Below are 17,212 nucleotides of genomic sequence, written 5' to 3'. Positions count from 1 at the left end.
ACCATGCTTCTCTGGCTTGCACAATACCTGCAGGACTATATCGGTCCGATGCGCATCTTTAACTTCATCACCTTCCGTGCGGTGTCGGCGGCGATCACCGCGATCGCGCTCGGCCTGTTCACGGGTCCGGCCGTGATCCGCAAACTGACCGAACTGAAGGTCGGCCAGGCGGTGCGCACGCAAGGCCCGCAGACCCACCTGAAAAAACACGGCACCCCGACCATGGGCGGCGTGCTGATCCTGATTTCCATCGCCATCTCGACCCTGCTGTGGTGCGATCTGTCGAACCGCCTGATCTGGCCGGTGCTGGTCGTGACGCTCGGCTTCGGCGCCATCGGCTGGGTCGACGACTACCGCAAGGTGGTCTTCCAGGACCCGGAAGGCATGCGCTCGGGCGAAAAATACTTCTGGATGTCGCTGATCGGCATCGCCGCCTCGCTATACCTGGCGTTCTCGGTCTCGGCGCGCAACCCGTGGGAAGTGGGCCAGCTGTTCTGGGCCTGGGTGCAGTCGGGCTTCTCGATGGACCTGCCGCCGAAGGCCGACCTGATCGTCCCCTTCTTCAAGACCATCAGCTACCCGCTGGGCGTGTGGGGCTTCATCGCGCTGACGTATTGCGTGATCGTCGGCACCTCGAACGCGGTGAATTTCACCGACGGCCTCGATGGCCTGGCCATCATGCCGACCGTGATGGTCGGCGGTGCGCTGGGCCTGATCGCCTACCTGACCGGCAACGTGACGTACGCGAAATACCTGTTCATCCCGCACATCGCCGGCGCCGGCGAAATCCTGATCTTCTGCGGCGCCATGGCCGGCGCGGGCCTGGCCTTCCTGTGGTTTAACGCGCACCCGGCCCAGATGTTCATGGGCGACGTCGGCGCGCTGGCGCTGGGCGGCGCGCTCGGCACCATCGCCGTCATCGTGCGCCAGGAGATCGTGCTGTTCATCATGGGCGGCGTGTTCGTGGCCGAAACCGTGTCGGTGATCATCCAGGTCAGCTGGTTCAAGTACACCAAGAAGCGCTACGGCGTCGGGCGCCGCGTGTTCCTGATGGCGCCGCTGCACCACCATTTCGAACAAAAAGGCTGGAAAGAGACCAAGGTCGTGATCCGCTTCTGGATCGTGACGATGATCCTGGTCCTCGTCGGTCTCTCCACCTTGAAACTGCGCTGATCCATGGACTACAACGGCAAACTCGCACTGGTACTCGGGCTCGGCGAATCCGGGCTCGCGATGGCGCAATGGCTGGCCCGTTGCGGCGCGCGCGTGCGCGTGGCCGACACGCGCGCCGAACCGGCACGCCTGTCCGCCTTGCGCGACGCCGTGCCGGGCGCCGAATTCGTGGCCGGCGACTTCAACGCCGATTTGCTGGACGGCGTGGGCTTTGTCGCCATCAGCCCAGGCCTGGCGCCGAACCGCGAGCTGGCCGCCATTGCGCCGGCCGCTGCAGAACAAGCCATTCCGCTGTGGGGCGAGATCGAACTGTTCGCGCAGGCGCTGGCATCATTGAAGGAAAGCCAGGGCTACAGCCCGAAAGTCATTGCCATTACCGGCACCAACGGCAAGACCACCGTCACCAGCCTGACCGGCCTGCTGTGCCGCCGCGCCGGCTTCGACACGCGCGTGGCCGGCAACATCAGCCCGGCGGCGCTGGACGTGTTGCGCGAAGCGCTCGCTGAAGAGAAGCTGCCGCAGGCCTGGGTGCTGGAACTGTCCAGCTTCCAGCTGCACACCACCTTCAGCCTGAACGCCGACGCGGCCACGGTGCTGAACATCACCCAGGATCACCTGGACTGGCATGGCGACATGGCGGCCTATGCGGCCGACAAGGCGCGCATTTTTGGTGCGGACACCATCCGCGTGCTGAACCGCGACGACGCGACTGTCATGAACATGACGGCACCAAGCGCGCCGTTCGTGACCTTTGGCACCGGCGAACCTGATGCGGCGAATGCGATGGGCCTGGTCAACGAGCGCGGCGTGCTGTGGCTGGCCACCGCCGTTGGCGGCGAGCCGAGCGAGAAGAAACGCAAGAAAGGGGAAGTCCCCGAGCCGGTCGAGATCACGGTGAACCGCCTGATGCCGGCCGACGCCCTGAAAATCCGCGGCCTGCACAATGCCTCGAACGCCCTGGCCGCGCTGGCCCTGTGCCGCGCTGCCGGCCTGCCGCTGGCGCCGCTGCTGCACGGCCTGCGCGAGTACGCCGGCGAGCCGCACCGTGTGGAGCTGGTCGCGCACATCGACGGCGTCGACTTCTACGACGACAGCAAGGGCACGAACGTCGGCGCCACCGTCGCCGCATTGCAGGGCCTGGGCAAGGCATTCGCCGGCCAGGACCAGCAGATCGTGCTGATTGCCGGCGGCGACGGCAAGGGGCAGGACTTCACGCCGCTGGCCGAGCCGGTGTCGCGCTACGTGCGCGCCGTGCTCCTGATCGGCAAGGATGCCGCTGCCGTAAAAGCGGCCCTCGAGCCGTCCGGCGTGCCGTGCTTCGACATGAGCGATTTGCCGCAGGCCACGCGCCGCGCCGCGGGCCTGGCGCGCGCGGGCGACTGCGTGCTGCTGTCGCCGGCCTGCGCCAGCCTCGACATGTTCACCAACTATGCGCACCGCGCCCAGGTGTTCGTCGACACCGTGCGCGACGTGGCGCTGGACCGGGGAGTGGAGCTCTGATGGCTTTCCAGATCCCGTTCAAATTCTCGGCGCCGAAAGGCGAGGCGGCGATTGCCGAGCGCGCGCGGCCGTCGAAGATGATGGACTACGACCAGCCGCTGGTGTGGGTGGTGCTGATCCTGATGCTGTTCGGGATGGTGATGGTGTATTCGGCCTCGATCGCGCTGCCGGACTCGCCCAAGTTCTCCTACCTGCAGGGCAAGCACGAATACTTCCTGCTGCGCCAGGCCGTCTTCATTTCGGTGTCGGTGGTGGCCGCCTACTTAGCCTTCCGCATTCCGGTGGCCGCCTGGCAGAAGCTGGCGCCGCTGATGTTCGTGGTCACGCTGTTCATGCTGATGCTGGTGCTGGTGCCGGGCGTCGGCGTGTCGGTGAACGGTGCGCGCCGCTGGCTGTCGCTGAAACTGTTCCAGGTGCAGCCGTCCGAGATCATGAAGATCGTGGTGGTGCTGTACGCCGCCGACTTCACCGTGCGCAAGCAGCAATACATGCACAAGCTGACCAAGGGCTTCATGCCGATGGCCTTTGCCGTGGGCGTGGTCGGCATGCTGCTGCTGCTCGAGCCCGACCTGGGCGCCTTTGGCGTCATCGTCTGCATCGCCATGGGCATTTTGTTCCTGGGCGGCTTCAACATGGTGTGGTTCGGCGGCATCGGCGCCATCCTGGTGGTGGTGTTCTCGTCGATCATCGCGCTGTCGCCGTTCCGGCGCGCGCGCATGTTCGCCTACCTCGACCCCTGGCAGGAAGACAATGCCCTGGACAAGGCCTACCAGCTGACCCACTCGCTGATCGCCTTTGGCCGCGGCGAATTGTCCGGCGTTGGCCTGGGCAACAGCGTCGAAAAGCTGCACTACCTGCCGGAAGCGCACACCGACTTCATCATGGCCGTGATCGGCGAAGAGCTGGGCCTGGCCGGCGTGCTGGTGGTGCTGGCGCTGTTCTACTTCCTGGTCAAGCGCGCCTTCGACATCGGCCGCCAGGCCATCGCGCTCGACCAGTTCTTCGCCGGCCTCGCCGCCAAGGGCATCGGCATCTGGCTCGGCGTGCAGACCTTCATCAACATGGGCGTGAACCTGGGCCTGCTGCCCACCAAGGGTTTGACGCTCCCTCTGATGAGCTATGGCGGCACCGGCATCATGATCAACTGCGTCGGCCTGGCGATCCTGCTGCGCATCGACTACGAGAATCGCGTCCTGATGCGCGGAGGACGCATATGAAGAAACTCATGATCATGGCCGCCGGCACCGGCGGCCACATCTTCCCCGGCGTGGCAATCGCCCAGACCATGCGCGAGCGTGGCTGGAGCGTCACCTGGCTGGGCACCGCCCACGGCATGGAAAACGAGTTCGTGCCGAAGCAGGGCATCCCGATGGACAGCATCGACTTCGCCGGCCTGCGCGGCAAGGGCCTCGGTCACACCGTGAAGGGCGCCTTCAAGATGGCGGCCAGCTTCGCCACCTGCCTGCGCGTTTTGAAACAGCGCAAGCCGGACGTGGTGCTGGGCATGGGCGGTTACGTGACCGTTCCGGGCGGGATGATGGCGCGTACGCGCGGCATTCCGCTGGCCCTGGTGAATGCCGATGCCGCGCTGCTGTTGTCGAACAAGACCCTGACGCCCTTGGCGAGCCGCGTGCTGTTCGGCTTCCCCGCAGACTTCGGCAATGCCGCGGGCAAGGCAATCGTCACCGGCAATCCGGTGCGCCAGGCCATCCTCGACTTGCCGGCGCCCGCCGCACGCTTTCTAGAGCGCTCCGGCCCGCTGCGCGTGCTGGTGGTTGGCGGCAGCCTCGGTGCGAAGGTATTGAACGACAGCGTGCCGGCCGCGCTGGCGCGCATCGACGCGAACGTGCGCCCGATCGTCACCCACCAGTCGGGCAAGAAGAACATCGAGGCCTTGCGCGCAGCGTATGCGGCAGCCGAAGTGCAGGCAAACGTGGTCGACTTCATCGACGACATGGCCGCCGCCTACGCCGAGGCCGATCTCGTGATCTGCCGCGCCGGCGCAATCACCGTGTCGGAATTGACGGCGGCCGGCGTGGCCAGCGTGCTGGTGCCTTTCGTGGCATCGACCACCAGCCACCAGCGCAACAATGCGGTATGGATGGACAAGCAGGGGGCGGCGATCCACCTGCCGCAAGGCGAACTGTCGGCCGAGCGCGTGGCGCAACTGCTGATGAACACCACGCGTGCGCAATGCCTGGCGATGGCCGAGGCGGCGCAAAAAGTGGGCAAGCGCGACGCCAACGAAGCCATCGCAAACGTACTCGAACAACTCGCCAACAATAAGAACTAAGAACCAAGAACATGAAGCACAAGATCAAGCACATCCATTTTGTAGGCATCGGCGGCAGCGGCATGAGCGGCATCGCCGAGGTGCTGCTCAACCTCGGCTATAAAGTGTCGGGTTCGGACCTGTCGAACAACCCGGCCGCCCAGCGCCTGAAGGACCTGGGCGCGCGCGTCTACCTGGGCCACGCCGCCGAGAACATGGCCGGCGCCGACGCGGTCGTGACCTCGACCGCCGTCAACGAAGCCAACCCGGAAGTGATGGCCGCGCGCGCCGCGCAAATCCCGGTCGTGCCGCGCGCGATCATGCTGGGCGAACTGATGCGCCTGAAGCGCGGCATCGCGATTGCCGGCACCCACGGCAAGACCACCACCACCAGCCTGGTGGCGTCGGTGCTGGCCCAAGGCGGCCTGGACCCGACCTTTGTGATCGGTGGCCGCCTGACTGCCGCCGGCGCGAACGCCAAGTTGGGCACCGGCGACTACATCGTGGCCGAGGCCGACGAGTCGGATGCATCCTTCCTGAACCTGTCGCCGATGATCGAGGTGATCACCAACATCGACGCCGACCACATGGAAACCTACGAGCACGACTTCGAGAAATTGAAGGCCGCGTTCGTCAACTTCACGCACCGCCTGCCGTTCTACGGCCGCGTGATGCTGTGCATCGACGACCGCCACGTGCGCGCCATCCTGCCGCAGGTCACCAAGCCGGTGACCACCTACGGCTTCGCCGAAGACGCGCAAGTGCGCGCGCTGGATGCCTATGCCGACGGCGTGCACATGCACTTCACGGTGCGCCAGGAAGGCTACCCGGACACCAGGTTCGTGCTGAACCAGCCCGGCATGCACAATGTGCTGAACGCCTGCTCGGCAATCGCGATTGCGCGCGAAATCGGCATCGACGATGCCGCCACCGCGCAGGGCCTGCTGGAATTCCGCGGCGTCGGCCGCCGCTTCACCCGCTACGGCGAAGTCGCGCTCGAAGGCGGCGGCAGCTTTACCCTGGTCGACGATTTCGGCCATCACCCGGTGGAAACCGAAGTCACCGTGGCCGCCGCGCGCGCCGCCTACCCGGGCCGGCGCCTGGTGCTGGCCTTCCAGCCGCACCGCTACAGCCGCACGCGCGATCTGTTCGAGGACTTCGTCAAGGTCCTGTCGGCGCCCGACGTGCTGCTGCTGTCCGAAGTCTACCCGGCAGGCGAGGCGCCGATCGTCGCGGCCGATGGGCGTGCCCTGGCGCGCGCACTGCGCACCGGCGGCAAGACCGAACCGATTTTCGTGGAAACCATCGCCGAGATGCCCGACGCGATCCGCCAGGCAGTGCGTGACGGCGACGTCGTGCTGACCATGGGCGCGGGCTCGATCAGCGGCGTTCCGCACCTGTTAACTTCTTCCCAAAAGGTGGCTTCGTGAGCACTAACGCATCTGCCAACATCCTCACCAACTTCGGCAAGGTCGGCGTCCTGATGGGCGGCCGCTCGGCCGAGCGCGACGTATCGATCATGTCCGGCACCGGCGTCCTGAACGCCCTGAAAAGCCGCGGCATCGACGCCCACGCCTTCGACCCGGCCGAGCGTAGCCTGGCCGAACTCGCAGCGGAACAATTCGACTGCGTCTTCATCGCGCTGCACGGCCGCTACGGCGAAGACGGCAGCCTGCAGGGCGCCCTCGAGCAGCTCGGCATTCCTTACACCGGCAGCGGCGTCATGGCCTCGTCGGTCGGCATGGACAAGATCACCACCAAGATCATCTGGCTGTCGAAAGGCATTCCGACCCCGCGCTACGCCACCGTGACGCCGGGCGACGACCTGGATGCCGTGGTCGCCGAACTCGGCCTGCCGCTGATCGTCAAGCCGCCACTCGAAGGCTCGACCATCGGCATCACGAAAGTGGAACAGGCCGAGGAATTCGAAGCCGCCGTGGCCCTGGCCGCCGGCTTCGACGAGGTCATCCTGGCCGAGGAATTCGTCACCGGCCGCGAGTTCACGGTCGCCGTGCTCGGCTCCGGCAAGGATGCGCGCGCGCTGCCCATCGTCGAGATCGTGGCCCCGGCCGGCAACTACGATTACCAGAACAAGTACTTCACCGACGACACCCAGTACCACTGCCCGGCGGACCTGCCGGCGGAGCTGGCCGAGGAAATCCAGAAGCACGCCGTGCATGCCTACCGCGCGCTCGGCTGCGAAGGCTGGGGCCGGGTCGATGTGCTGGTGCGCGAGCGCGACATGCGTCCTTTCCTGCTGGAAGTGAATACCTCGCCGGGCATGACCGGGCACTCGCTGGTGCCGATGGCGGCGCGTGCGGTGGGCATCGACTACGAAGAGCTGTGCGTCGAGATCCTGCGCACGGCGCGCTGCAAGATGGTGAAGGCACAAGGCTAAGCAATGTGGCATGACGCACGCGCCCTGAACGCCACCGCCAGCACGCTGCTGGCGGCGACGCTGCTCGCCGGTGTGGCGAGCGGCGTGTGGTGGCTGAGCCAGCGGCCGATGTTCACGCTGCGCGCGGTGAAGATCGAGAGCCTGTACGGCATCGGCCTGCGCCACGTGAACGAACTCACGGTACGCAACAGCGTGCTGGGCAAGATCCGCGGGAATTTCTTCACCACGGACCTGGACCAGGTGCGCACCACCTTCGAGGCCGTACCCTGGGTGCGGCGCGCCACGGTGCGGCGCGAGTGGCCGAACCAGCTGATCGTCGAGGTCGAGGAACACGAGGCGCTCGGCACCTGGGGCGAAGGCCGTTTGTTGTCGGTGAAAGGGGATGTGTTCACCGCCAACCTGGCCGAGGCCGACGACGACCACGAGCTGCCGGCGTTCACGGGACCGGCCGGCAGCGAGAAGGAAGTGCTGGCCCGCTTTGCCGAACTGCGCGCCTGGTTCGCGCCGGTGAAGCTGGTGCCGCAGGAACTCGCGCTGTCCTCGCGTTATGCCTGGACCGTGAAGCTGGACAACGGCATGAGCGTGGAGCTCGGCCGCGAGCAGGACAAGAATTCCGTCAAGGCGCGCGTATCGCGCCTGGTCGGGGTCTACCCGCAGCTGGTCGCAAGGCTGCAGGAAGGCCGCATCGATACGATCGACATGCGTTACCCGAACGGCCTGGCTCTCTCGTCGGCGGCACTTACCGTGCCTGCGGACGCGACAAAGCCGGTGAAGCCGACGGTGAAGAAAAAAACAACCAACAAAACAACCAAGCATATCTAAAGCAGGCGAGCAATGACAAAAGACGCGAAAAACCTGATCGTCGGCCTCGACATCGGCACCTCGAAGGTGGTGGCCGTCGTGGCCGAGGTGATGTCCGACGGACGCCACGAGGTCATCGGCCTCGGTCAGCACGAGTCGAAGGGATTGAAGAAGGGCGTCGTGGTCAACATCGAGGCCACCGTCGAATCGATCCAGCGCGCGCTCGAAGAAGCCGAGCTGATGGCCGACTGCAAGATCCGCAATGTGTACGCCGGCATCGCGGGCAGCCATATCCGCTCGTTCAACTCGAGCGGCATGGTCGCGATCAAGGACAAGGAAGTCACCGCCACCGACGTCGCGCGCGTGATCGAGACGGCGAAAGCGGTCAACATCCCGACCGACCAGCAACTGCTGCACACGGTGCCGCAGGAGTTCATCGTCGACAACCAGGAAGACGTGCGCGAGCCGATCGGCATGAGCGGCATCCGCCTGGAAGTGCGCGTGCACATCGTCACCGGCGCGGTGTCTGCGGTGCAGAACATCGTCAAGTGCGTGCGCCGCTGCGGTCTCGAAGTGTCGGACCTGATCCTGCAGCCGATGGCCTCGGCCGACGCCGTGCTGACCGGCGACGAAAAGGAACTCGGCGTGGTCCTGATCGACATCGGCGGCGGCACCACCGACATTGCGGTCTTCAGCGACGGCGCGATCCGCCACACGGCCGTGATCCCGATTGCCGGCGACCAGATCACCAGCGACATCGCGATGGCGCTGCGCACGCCGACCGGCGAAGCGGAAGAAATCAAGCTGCGCTACGGCGTGGCCAAGCAGGTGCTGGCCGATCCGGGCGAGACCCTGGAAGTGCCGGGCCTGGGCGACCGCGGCCCGCGCGCACTCTCGCGCCAGGCGCTGGCGGCGGTGATCGAGCCGCGCGTGGAAGAACTGTTCGCGATGGTGCACCAGGTGGTGCGCGAGTCCGGCTACGAGGGCGTGCTCTCGTCGGGCATCGTGCTCACCGGCGGCACCGCGATGATGCCGGGGATGATAGAGATGGCCGAGGACATGTTCCTGAAACCGACCCGCCTCGGCACGCCGGACTACCGCGGCCAGCTGGCCGACGTGGTGCGCAGCCCGCGCTACGCGACTGTCTTGGGTTTGCTGTTGGAAGCGAAAAAGCAGTACCTGCGAGGCCATATCGTGACGCGCCAGGATGGTTCGGTGAAGGCGGTCTGGCAGCGCATGAAGGAATGGTTCTTGGGGAATTTCTGAAGGCAGATGGTCCGGTTTACACAGTAGATTTCTGAGCAGCAATGGGCGGCCTCAACAAGCGTCTTTGATTCGATACAAACACACATATTTTTACAATACATAGCAGTATCCATGGGCCAGTCCTGATAACCTTGTGAGGTTTGGCGCTTGGGTGCTGCAATTTGAAGATGAGGAGTCACATCATGGAGTTCGATATGGTCGATAACGCAGCACTGGGAACGGTGATCAAGGTCGTCGGCGTTGGTGGTGCAGGCGGCAACGCGGTGCAGCACATGATCAACAAAGGCGTCTCGGGCGTCGAGTTCATCGCCGCAAATACCGATGCCCAGGCACTTGCCGCATCGAGCGCGAACAACATCATCCAGATCGGCGAGTCCGGCCTGGGCGCCGGCATGCGTCCGGAAATCGGCCGCCAGCTGGCCGAGCAGACCCGCTCGCGCATCGAGGATTCGCTGCGCGGCGCGCACATGGTCTTCATCGCCGCCGGCATGGGCGGCGGCACCGGCACCGGCGCCGCACCGATCGTGGCCGAAGTCGCGAAAACCATGGGCGCCCTGACCGTGGCCGTCGTCTCCAAGCCGTTCTCGTACGAAGGCAAGAAGTGCATGGACGTCGCCGAAGCCGGCCTCGAAGAACTGTCCAAGCACGTCGACTCCCTGATCATCATCCTCAACGAAAAGCTGGAAGACATCTACGAAGATGAATCCATGCTCGAATGGATGAAGCATGCCGACGACGTGCTGAACAACGCCGTCGCCGGTATCGCCGAGATCATCAACGTGCCGGGCCACATCAACGTCGACTTCAACGACGTGAAGACCATCATGAGCGAGCAGGGCAAGGCCATGATGGGCACGGCCACCGCCGCCGGCGTCGACCGCGCGCGCATCGCCGCCGAACAGGCTGTCGCTTCGCCGCTGCTGGACGGTATCGATTTGTCCGGCGCCAAGGGCGTGCTGGTGAACGTGACCGCCTCGCGCGGCCTGAAGGGCAAGGAGATCAAGGAAGTCATGGCCGCCGTGCGCGCCTTTGCCGCCCCCGACGCGTCGATCGCACAGGGCATCGCCTACGACGACGCGATGGGCGACGAGATCCGCGTGACCGTGGTCGCCACCGGCCTGGGCAAGGCGCAGAAGATGCAGCTGGTCCAGCAGCCGCAGCAAGTCCTGCGCACCGGCACCTACAACACCCCGGTGATGGGCGCCGCCACCCTGCCGGCAGGCCTGAACACCGGCCACGCCGGCCATGCGGGCAACCTCGGCGGCAACGACGGCATGAAGCAGCCGGCCGTGTGGCGCCGCGAGCAGGCATCGGAACAGGTGCAGGCAATGCAGCGCAACGGCGTCGAGACTTACGACATTCCGGCGTTCTTGCGCAAGCAGGCTGACTGATCGTTTATAACGGTTTGGTTGGTTAGCAAAAACGGGACCGGAGCTTGCGCTCCGGTCCCGTTTTTTATTGGGGATGTTGGCCGCGTAGGGTGGGCACAGGAGCGCCCACCCTACGTATCTTGCAGCCGCGGCTCAGAACCGCGTCACAGGGCCCTCGGGAATCCGGCTCCGCAAACTGATGTGCAGAGCAGTCCACCCTACTTAAAACCCCGGCGCCGGCACCTCGGGAATCGGATTGCGCAAGCTCACATTCAGCGTATTCCAACCCTTGATCACCGCAATCGTATACCCCAGCTCGGCAATCTCGTTGTCGCTGAACTGCGCCTGCAATTCCGCGAAATCCTCGTCCGACGGCGTCGACACGGGAATCGCATTCACCGCCTCGGCCCAACGCAAGGCCGCCCGTTCGCGCGCGCTGAAGAAGGGCGCCTCGCGCCAGCCGGCCACCGCGTTCAGGTGGCGCGGGTCGGCTTCCTGCTTGATGAGATCGCGCCAGTGCATGTCGATGCAGACGCCGCAGCCGTTGACCTGCGAGACCCGCAGATTGACCAGCTCCACCAGGCGCACGCCGAGCGAACTTTTCTTCACGCTCGCGGACAGGGCGATCATCGCCTGCAGGTTGGGATGGGCCAGCTTGTAGAAATCGAGTCGGGCTTCGTGAGACATGATGTTGTCCTTTCAGGGAAGGGAGGCGCACCATGCGCGCTCCATGCCCTGAAGACGGACCGGCATCCGGGTTTGTGACAGCCACGATTCAGATCGTTTGCGGCGCTCCTGCCAGCTTGTCGGGATTGCGGATCACGAAGGCGGCCACGATCCGCCCCTCATCCACGATGAAGGACTGCGCCGACTCGATGCGGCCGTCGACATAGCGCAGCAGCCCCGGCTCGCCGTTCACCAGCGCAGGGCGGTAGGCCACCCGTCCCGGGAAGGCGTGTTCCACCGACCAGTAGACGCCGGCCACGCGTCCGGCGCCGACCAGCACGCGCATGAAGGACTTCACCTTGCCGCCGCCATCCGACACCAGCTGCACGTCCTCGCTCATCAAGGCTTTCATGGCCGCGCGGTCGCCGCCGCCGGCCGCCTGCATGAAGCGCGCCAGCAGTGCGCGGTGCGCCGCCTGCGGCACCGCGAAGCGCGGCTTTTCCTGCTGCACGCGGGCCTGGGCCCGGTGCACCAGCTGGCGGCAGGTCGCTTCCGACTTGCCGAGCAGGGCGGCAATCTCGGCGTAGTCCTGCTCGAATACCTGGCGCAGCAGGAAGGCGGCGCGCTCTTCCGGCGCCAGGCGCTCCAGCACCCACAGGAAGGCGACCGAGACTTCGCTCGCCAGCTCCGCCGCCGTTTCCGGCGTATGCGCATCCTCGATGATGGGTTCGGGCAGCCACCAGCCGACATAGGCCTCGCGTTCGATCTTGCGGCTGCGCAGGCGGTCGATCGCCAGGCGCGTCGTGACCGTGACCAGCCAGGCCTCGGGCGTGGCGATGGCCGCGTGATCGCTGCCGTTCCAGCGCAGCCAGGCATCCTGCACCACGTCCTCGGCATCGGCGCGCGTGCCGAGCATGCGGTAGGCAATTGCAAACAGGCGCGGGCGCACGGCGGCGAAGCTGTCGGCGGGTTCAGTGGAAGAGGGAAGGGACATGGTGCATTCTCGGTTGGGTGGGCGAACCATGCAAGACGGCCGGCGCCGGCCGTTTGTGACAGCTTGCCGATTGTCGGCCGATTGTTGGCCGATTCGTCGCCCATTCGTCGGCCCGGCTGTCGATCCGTCGCAGCCATGTGGCGGCGCCACTTGCGTGTTGTAGACTAGAAAGATGATTCTTTCTTCGACAGCTGCGCACACATGGCGTGCGTTCTGGTCCCTGCGCAAGCGCGGCGCTACCGACGCCTGGCCCCACCTCGCCATCGCCTCCATGCTGGCGCTGCTGGCCTGGGCCGCCCTCTGCCTGCTGGGCCTGGCCGGCGTGATCACCGTGAACGTGCCCGATTCCAGTTTCCTGCACCGCCTGCTGCTCGGCATGCTGCTGCTGTTCCTGGTCATTGCCTGGAGCATGCTGGGCGTGGCGCGCCTGGCCGAGGCGCTGCTGCCGCAGGCGCTGCTGGAAAAGCTGTCGCCGGTGCGCGACTGGCGCGCGGCGGCGCTGGTCAGCCTGCTTCTGCTGGCCGGCCTGATGCTCGGGAACCTGCTGGGCAGCGCGCTGCTGGCGCTGACCTATCCCGACAGCGAATTCTTCGCCTCATCTGCCTTGCGGCGCCAGCTGCGCGTGCTGCAGTTCCTGCCTTTCCTGGGCCTGGTCGCCGCACTCTTCTGGCGCGGCCGCCTGCAGCGCCAGGCGATGCAGGCGCAGGCCGCCGAAGCGCAGCTGCGCCTGCTGCAGGCCCAGATCGAGCCGCACTTCCTGTTCAACACGCTGGCGAATATCGAAAGCCTGCTCGACGCCGATCCGCCGCGCGCCCGCGCCATGCTGGAAGCGTTTTCGGACCACCTGCGCGCCGGCATGGGCCAGCTGCGCGTGCAGGAAACCACGCTCGACGCCGAACTTGCGATGGCCGCCAACTACCTGCGCCTGCTGCAGATCCGCATGGGGGAACGCCTGCGCTTCGCGGTTGAGGCGGACGCGGACGCACGCGCCGCGCTGTTGCCGCCGCTGCTGTTGCAGCCGCTGGTGGAGAACGCGATCCGCCACGGCCTGGAGCCAAAGCTGGCGGGTGGCGAGGTGCGCATCGTGGCCGCGGTCGAAGGCGGGCGCCTGCGTGTCCAGGTGCTGGACGATGGCCTGGGCGCGGACGCGCCGCCAGCGGCAAAAGGCGCCGGCACCGCACTGGCGAACATCCGCGCCCGCCTGCAGCACCGCTACGGCGAACGCGCCAGCCTGCACCTGCTGCACCCGCTGCACGCCGGCGGCACCGGCGCCACCATCGAACTGCCCTACCAGGCCAAGCCATGACCACTGCCCTGATCGCCGACGACGAACCGCACCTCGCCCAGCACCTGGAGCAGCAGCTGGCGCGGCTCTGGCCCGAACTCGCCATCGTGGCGGTGGCGGCGAACGGCATCGATGCGCTGGCGGCCATCGCCGAGCATGAGCCCGACCTCGCCTTCCTCGATATCCGCATGCCGGGCCTGAGCGGCCTGGAAGTCGCGCAAGGCATCGAGGGCCGCACGCGCGCCATTTTCGTCACCGCCTACGACGAGTATGCAGTGCAGGCCTTCGAGCACGCGGCGCTGGACTACCTGCTGAAGCCCCTGCGCACGGAACGCCTGCAGCGCACGATCGAGCGCGTGCAGGAAGCCCTGGCTGCGCCGCCGCAGGATGACGCCGCGCTGGCGGCAACGCTGCGCCGCCTGATGGGACAGCCGGCAGGCGAGCCCCTGCGCTATGTACGGGCAGGGAAGGGCGGCAGCGTCCACAACATCGCGGTCAATGAAATCCTGTTCTTCCATGCCGACGACAAGTACACCGTGGTTCGCACCGCCAGCGACGAATACCTGATCCGCACCCCGATCGCGGAACTGGCGGCGCGCCTCGATCCCGACGAGTTCTGGCAGGTGCACCGGTCGACCATCATCAACCTGGCGCACCTGGCCGGCACCCGCCGCGACGAGGCCAGCCGCCTGTTCCTGCGCATCCGTGGATACGCCAATGAGCTGCCGGTCAGCCGCGCCTACGTGCCGCTGTTCGCGGCGATGTAGCTTGCCGCCGGTCGGCGCCATTGTCGACCCGTCGTCCCGGGCTGGAACGGCGATCCGGCCGCCGGCATGCTGGACTCCTCGATAACCCAAGGAGTCCCGATGAAACAAGCCTTCCTGTCCCTCTCCCTCGCCTGCGCCGCGCTGGCCGTGCAGGCCGCACCCACGCTGCCGCCGATGGCCACCATCCCGGCCGGCAGCTTCACCATGGGCAGCCTGGAACCGGTGATCGGCGACGGCAGCCACAATCCGCGCGAAACACCGCCGCATACGGTTCAAGTGAAATCCTTCCGCATGGCCCGCTTCGAGACCACGGTGGCGCAGTTCCGCGAGTTCGTCGCCGTCACCGGCTACCGCACCGAGGAACAGTGCTGGGTCTTCGCCCGCGGCGACGGCATCAAGCTGGCCGATGTGAAGTGGGATGCGCCCTCGGTGGCGCCTGGCGACTTCCATCCCGTCACCTGCGTCAGCCAGCGCGATGCCACGGCCTACGTCGACTGGCTGGCGCAGCAAACCGGCAGGCGCTTCCGGCTGCCCAGCGAAGCCGAATGGGAATACGCGGCGCGCGCCGGCACCAGCACCAAATACCCGTCGGGGGATGCGTCGGACGTCCTGTGCGCCTACGCCAACATGAAGGACCGGCGCTTCCGTGATGCCGTCAAGCGCGACCACGGCCTCGACATGCCGGTCACCGATTGCGACGACGGCGCCGGGTACACCACGGTGGTCGGCATGTACCCGGCGAATGCTTTCGGCCTGTACGACGTGATCGGCAACGTGGCCGAGTGGGTGGCCGACTGCCAGCATCCGGACTACGCCGGCGCCCCGGCTGACGGTTCGGCCTGGACGCGCGGCTGCGAAGGCGAGTACTTCATCACCCGCGGCGGCGCGTATTCGGGCTCGCGCCTGGTGCTGCGCAGCGCAGCACGCGGCCACGGCGGACGCACGAATGCCAGCAGCCTGGGCGAGGGCTTCCGTCTTGCCGAAGACCTCGGCGACTGCAGCGGCAGCCGCTGCACCGAGGGTGACCCGGCCTTTGCCGCCGCGCTGGCAGCGGCGCAGGGGAGTGAACGCGCACGCCGCTCAGGGCAGGGCGGGGCGCAGAGTGGGGCGAAGTAAGCGGCAGCAAGGCGCTGCAGGACCGGCGAGGATAGTGCATACTGCCGGGATTCTTACAACGACACTGAAGGAACACTGCAATGACTATCCAGATTGGCGATCGCCTGCCGGAAGGCTCCCTGGCCGAATTCGTGGAAACCGAGACCGCCGGCTGCAGCCTGGGCCCGAACACCTTCCAGGTGGCCGATCTCGTCAAAGGCAAGACCATCGCCATCTTCGGCCTGCCGGGCGCATTCACGCCAACCTGCTCGGCCCAGCACGTGCCCGGCTTCGTGCAGAATGCCGATGCCTTCAAGGCCAAGGGCGTGGACGAAATCTGGTGCATCTCGGTGAACGACGCCTTTGTCATGGGCGCCTGGGGCCGCGACCAGAAAGCCACCGGCACCGTGCGCATGATGGCCGACGGTAACGCCGCCTTCAGCAAGGCCCTCGGCCTGGACGCCGACTTCTCGAAGCACGGCATGGGCACGCGCTCGCAGCGCTACTCGATGCTGGTGGTCGACGGCGTGGTGGAGCAGCTGAACGTGGAGCAGGGCGGCTTCGAGGTCTCGAAGGCCGAAGCGCTGCTGGCCCAGCTGGGCTGATCTTCCTGTCTGCACACCCGACGGCGCTGCGGCGCCGTTTTTTGTTTTGAGTGATCCATGAGTAAAGTCTCCGGCAACCTGCGCAGCATCTACGCGATGCTGATCGCCGTCTTCATGTTCTCGCTGATGGACACCGCGATGAAGCTGCTCGCCGCCCACTATCCGGCGATGCAGGTGGCGGCGCTGCGCTCGCTGTCCTCGCTGCCGCTGGTGGTGCTGTACGTGGCCTGGCGCGGCGGCTTCAAATCGATGATGCAGGCGCGCTTTTCCCTGCATGTCCTGCGCGGCGTGCTCGGCATCGGCATGCTGGCGCTGTTCGCGTACGGCCTCAAGCGTCTCAGCCTGGCCGAAGCCTATTCCATCTTCTTCATCGCGCCGGCGCTGATCACGGCGATGGCGGTGTTCTTCCTGAAGGAGCGGGTCAACCTGGCGCGCTGGATCGCCATCTTCGTTGGACTGGCCGGCGTGCTGGTGGTGCTGCGCCCGGAGGGCGGCGGCTTCCTGACCCTGGGCGGCCTGGCCATTCTCGGTTCGGCCGTGTGCTACGCGATTTCCGCGGTCGCAGCGCGCATCCTGGCGCGCACCGACAGCACGCGCCAGATGATGTTCTGGCTGATGCTCCTGATGTCGGTCGGCGCGACCGCCCTGGCGGCGCCGGAATGGGTGAGCATCGATCCGGAGCACATCATGCTGCTGTGCGGGCTGGCGGTGAGCGGCTTCTTCGGCCAGCTGGCGATCACGGAGGCCTTCAGCCACGGCGAGGGCTCGGTGGTGGCGCCCTTCGAATACTCGGCCCTGGCCTGGGGCGTGGCCATCGACTGGATGCTGTGGCAGACCCTGCCCGACGAGTACACGCTGATTGGGGCGGCGATCATCATCGGCAGTGGTTTGTACCTGATCCGGCACGAGAAGAGCCACGCGGAATCCGAGCATCCATGAGCGCTCCTGACATGCCGTATCTGGCGGCGAGCGCCTTGCCGTATCTATGGACTCCACCCGTTTTGCAAGAAGAAGATTGAA

The 17,212-nt window shown here is 66.3% G+C and carries 16 protein-coding genes; 14 read left to right on the top strand and 2 right to left on the bottom strand.

All coding sequences use genetic code 11. The features are described from left to right. Positions 1-3: 3 nt before the first annotated feature. From mraY to ftsZ, 9 genes are all read left to right on the top strand, one after another. Positions 4-1,173 carry a phospho-N-acetylmuramoyl-pentapeptide-transferase gene (gene mraY / locus QWL29_RS23540; RefSeq protein WP_305825284.1) on the top strand — a complete coding sequence of 390 codons (1,170 nt, stop codon included), beginning with the start codon at positions 4-6 and terminating at the stop codon, positions 1,171-1,173. Positions 1,174-1,176: 3 nt separating this feature from the next. Further along, positions 1,177-2,673, top strand: a complete 1,497-nt coding sequence (murD, locus tag QWL29_RS23535) for a UDP-N-acetylmuramoyl-L-alanine--D-glutamate ligase (protein WP_305825283.1) — start codon at positions 1,177-1,179, stop codon at positions 2,671-2,673. Next, on the top strand, positions 2,673-3,890 hold the full coding sequence (ftsW, locus tag QWL29_RS23530) for a putative lipid II flippase FtsW (RefSeq protein WP_305825282.1): 1,218 nt from the start codon (positions 2,673-2,675) through the stop codon (positions 3,888-3,890). Before murD ends, ftsW begins: the two co-directional genes overlap by 1 nt. Beyond that, positions 3,887-4,966 (top strand): undecaprenyldiphospho-muramoylpentapeptide beta-N-acetylglucosaminyltransferase, encoded by a 1,080-nt coding sequence (gene murG / locus QWL29_RS23525; RefSeq protein ID WP_305825281.1) that lies wholly within the window; start codon positions 3,887-3,889, stop codon positions 4,964-4,966. The genes ftsW and murG overlap by 4 nt, the downstream gene beginning before the upstream one ends. Before the next feature lie 11 nt (positions 4,967-4,977). Next, positions 4,978-6,375, top strand: a complete 1,398-nt coding sequence (gene murC, locus QWL29_RS23520) for a UDP-N-acetylmuramate--L-alanine ligase (protein ID WP_305825280.1) — start codon at positions 4,978-4,980, stop codon at positions 6,373-6,375. Further along, the gene (locus tag QWL29_RS23515) at positions 6,372-7,343 is read left to right on the top strand and encodes a D-alanine--D-alanine ligase (RefSeq protein ID WP_305825279.1); all 972 of its coding nucleotides are present in this window, start codon (positions 6,372-6,374) and stop codon (positions 7,341-7,343) included. The genes murC and QWL29_RS23515 overlap by 4 nt, the downstream gene beginning before the upstream one ends. A 3-nt stretch (positions 7,344-7,346) precedes the next feature. Further along, positions 7,347-8,165, top strand: a complete 819-nt coding sequence (locus QWL29_RS23510) for a cell division protein FtsQ/DivIB (RefSeq protein WP_305825278.1) — start codon at positions 7,347-7,349, stop codon at positions 8,163-8,165. A gap of 12 nt (positions 8,166-8,177) precedes the next feature. Next, complete coding sequence (ftsA, locus tag QWL29_RS23505) at positions 8,178-9,410, top strand: cell division protein FtsA (RefSeq protein WP_229437989.1); 1,233 nt, start codon at positions 8,178-8,180, stop codon at positions 9,408-9,410. Between the two features lie 182 nt (positions 9,411-9,592). Continuing rightward, positions 9,593-10,801 carry a cell division protein FtsZ gene (ftsZ, locus tag QWL29_RS23500; protein ID WP_305825277.1) on the top strand — a complete coding sequence of 403 codons (1,209 nt, stop codon included), beginning with the start codon at positions 9,593-9,595 and terminating at the stop codon, positions 10,799-10,801. Between the two features lie 201 nt (positions 10,802-11,002). Here ftsZ and QWL29_RS23495 read toward each other — a convergent pair whose 3' ends face one another. Both QWL29_RS23495 and QWL29_RS23490 read right to left on the bottom strand, forming a co-directional pair. After that, positions 11,003-11,467 (bottom strand): carboxymuconolactone decarboxylase family protein, encoded by a 465-nt coding sequence (locus tag QWL29_RS23495; RefSeq protein ID WP_305825276.1) that lies wholly within the window; start codon positions 11,465-11,467, stop codon positions 11,003-11,005. 88 nt (positions 11,468-11,555) lie between these two features. Further along, the gene (locus QWL29_RS23490) at positions 11,556-12,440 is read right to left on the bottom strand and encodes an RNA polymerase sigma-70 factor (protein ID WP_305825275.1); all 885 of its coding nucleotides are present in this window, start codon (positions 12,438-12,440) and stop codon (positions 11,556-11,558) included. Positions 12,441-12,612: 172 nt separating this feature from the next. On the opposite strand from QWL29_RS23490, the gene QWL29_RS23485 reads away from it, so the two are divergent. From QWL29_RS23485 to QWL29_RS23465, 5 genes are all read left to right on the top strand, one after another. Then, entirely contained in the window at positions 12,613-13,746 is a 1,134-nt protein-coding gene (locus tag QWL29_RS23485; protein WP_305825274.1) for a sensor histidine kinase, read from the top strand. Next, positions 13,743-14,492, top strand: a complete 750-nt coding sequence (locus tag QWL29_RS23480) for a LytR/AlgR family response regulator transcription factor (RefSeq protein ID WP_305825273.1) — start codon at positions 13,743-13,745, stop codon at positions 14,490-14,492. The genes QWL29_RS23485 and QWL29_RS23480 overlap by 4 nt, the downstream gene beginning before the upstream one ends. A 99-nt stretch (positions 14,493-14,591) precedes the next feature. After that, positions 14,592-15,608, top strand: coding sequence for a formylglycine-generating enzyme family protein (locus tag QWL29_RS23475; RefSeq protein ID WP_305825272.1), 1,017 nt, complete (start codon positions 14,592-14,594; stop codon positions 15,606-15,608). Positions 15,609-15,688: 80 nt separating this feature from the next. After that, the gene (locus tag QWL29_RS23470) at positions 15,689-16,192 is read left to right on the top strand and encodes a peroxiredoxin (protein WP_305825271.1); all 504 of its coding nucleotides are present in this window, start codon (positions 15,689-15,691) and stop codon (positions 16,190-16,192) included. Positions 16,193-16,249: 57 nt separating this feature from the next. After that, positions 16,250-17,131: a DMT family transporter gene (locus QWL29_RS23465; protein WP_305825270.1), complete on the top strand. Its 882-nt coding sequence runs from the start codon at positions 16,250-16,252 to the stop codon at positions 17,129-17,131. Positions 17,132-17,212: the final 81 nt, after the last annotated feature.

This window comes from Massilia brevitalea (genome assembly GCF_030711405.1).
Taxonomy (GTDB): Bacteria; Pseudomonadota; Gammaproteobacteria; order Burkholderiales; family Burkholderiaceae_D; genus Telluria; species Telluria brevitalea.
This window is presented reverse-complemented; position numbering and strand designations above follow the sequence as displayed.

Bases quoted from the DNA above. Each gene is read 5' to 3' on its own strand.
- ftsA (WP_229437989.1), top strand. From the start codon at position 8,178: ATGACAAAAGACGCGAAAAACCTGATCGTCGGCCTCGACATCGGCACC.
- QWL29_RS23475 (WP_305825272.1), top strand. From the start codon at position 14,592: ATGAAACAAGCCTTCCTGTCCCTCTCCCTCGCCTGCGCCGCGCTGGCC.
- QWL29_RS23470 (WP_305825271.1), top strand. From the start codon at position 15,689: ATGACTATCCAGATTGGCGATCGCCTGCCGGAAGGCTCCCTGGCCGAA.
- QWL29_RS23485 (WP_305825274.1), top strand. From the start codon at position 12,613: ATGATTCTTTCTTCGACAGCTGCGCACACATGGCGTGCGTTCTGGTCC.
- ftsZ (WP_305825277.1), top strand. From the start codon at position 9,593: ATGGAGTTCGATATGGTCGATAACGCAGCACTGGGAACGGTGATCAAG.
- QWL29_RS23480 (WP_305825273.1), top strand. From the start codon at position 13,743: ATGACCACTGCCCTGATCGCCGACGACGAACCGCACCTCGCCCAGCAC.
- ftsW (WP_305825282.1), top strand. From the start codon at position 2,673: ATGGCTTTCCAGATCCCGTTCAAATTCTCGGCGCCGAAAGGCGAGGCG.
- QWL29_RS23510 (WP_305825278.1), top strand. From the start codon at position 7,347: ATGTGGCATGACGCACGCGCCCTGAACGCCACCGCCAGCACGCTGCTG.
- mraY (WP_305825284.1), top strand. From the start codon at position 4: ATGCTTCTCTGGCTTGCACAATACCTGCAGGACTATATCGGTCCGATG.
- QWL29_RS23490 (WP_305825275.1), bottom strand. From the start codon at position 12,440: ATGTCCCTTCCCTCTTCCACTGAACCCGCCGACAGCTTCGCCGCCGTG.
- murC (WP_305825280.1), top strand. From the start codon at position 4,978: ATGAAGCACAAGATCAAGCACATCCATTTTGTAGGCATCGGCGGCAGC.
- QWL29_RS23495 (WP_305825276.1), bottom strand. From the start codon at position 11,467: ATGTCTCACGAAGCCCGACTCGATTTCTACAAGCTGGCCCATCCCAAC.
- QWL29_RS23465 (WP_305825270.1), top strand. From the start codon at position 16,250: ATGAGTAAAGTCTCCGGCAACCTGCGCAGCATCTACGCGATGCTGATC.
- murD (WP_305825283.1), top strand. From the start codon at position 1,177: ATGGACTACAACGGCAAACTCGCACTGGTACTCGGGCTCGGCGAATCC.
- murG (WP_305825281.1), top strand. From the start codon at position 3,887: ATGAAGAAACTCATGATCATGGCCGCCGGCACCGGCGGCCACATCTTC.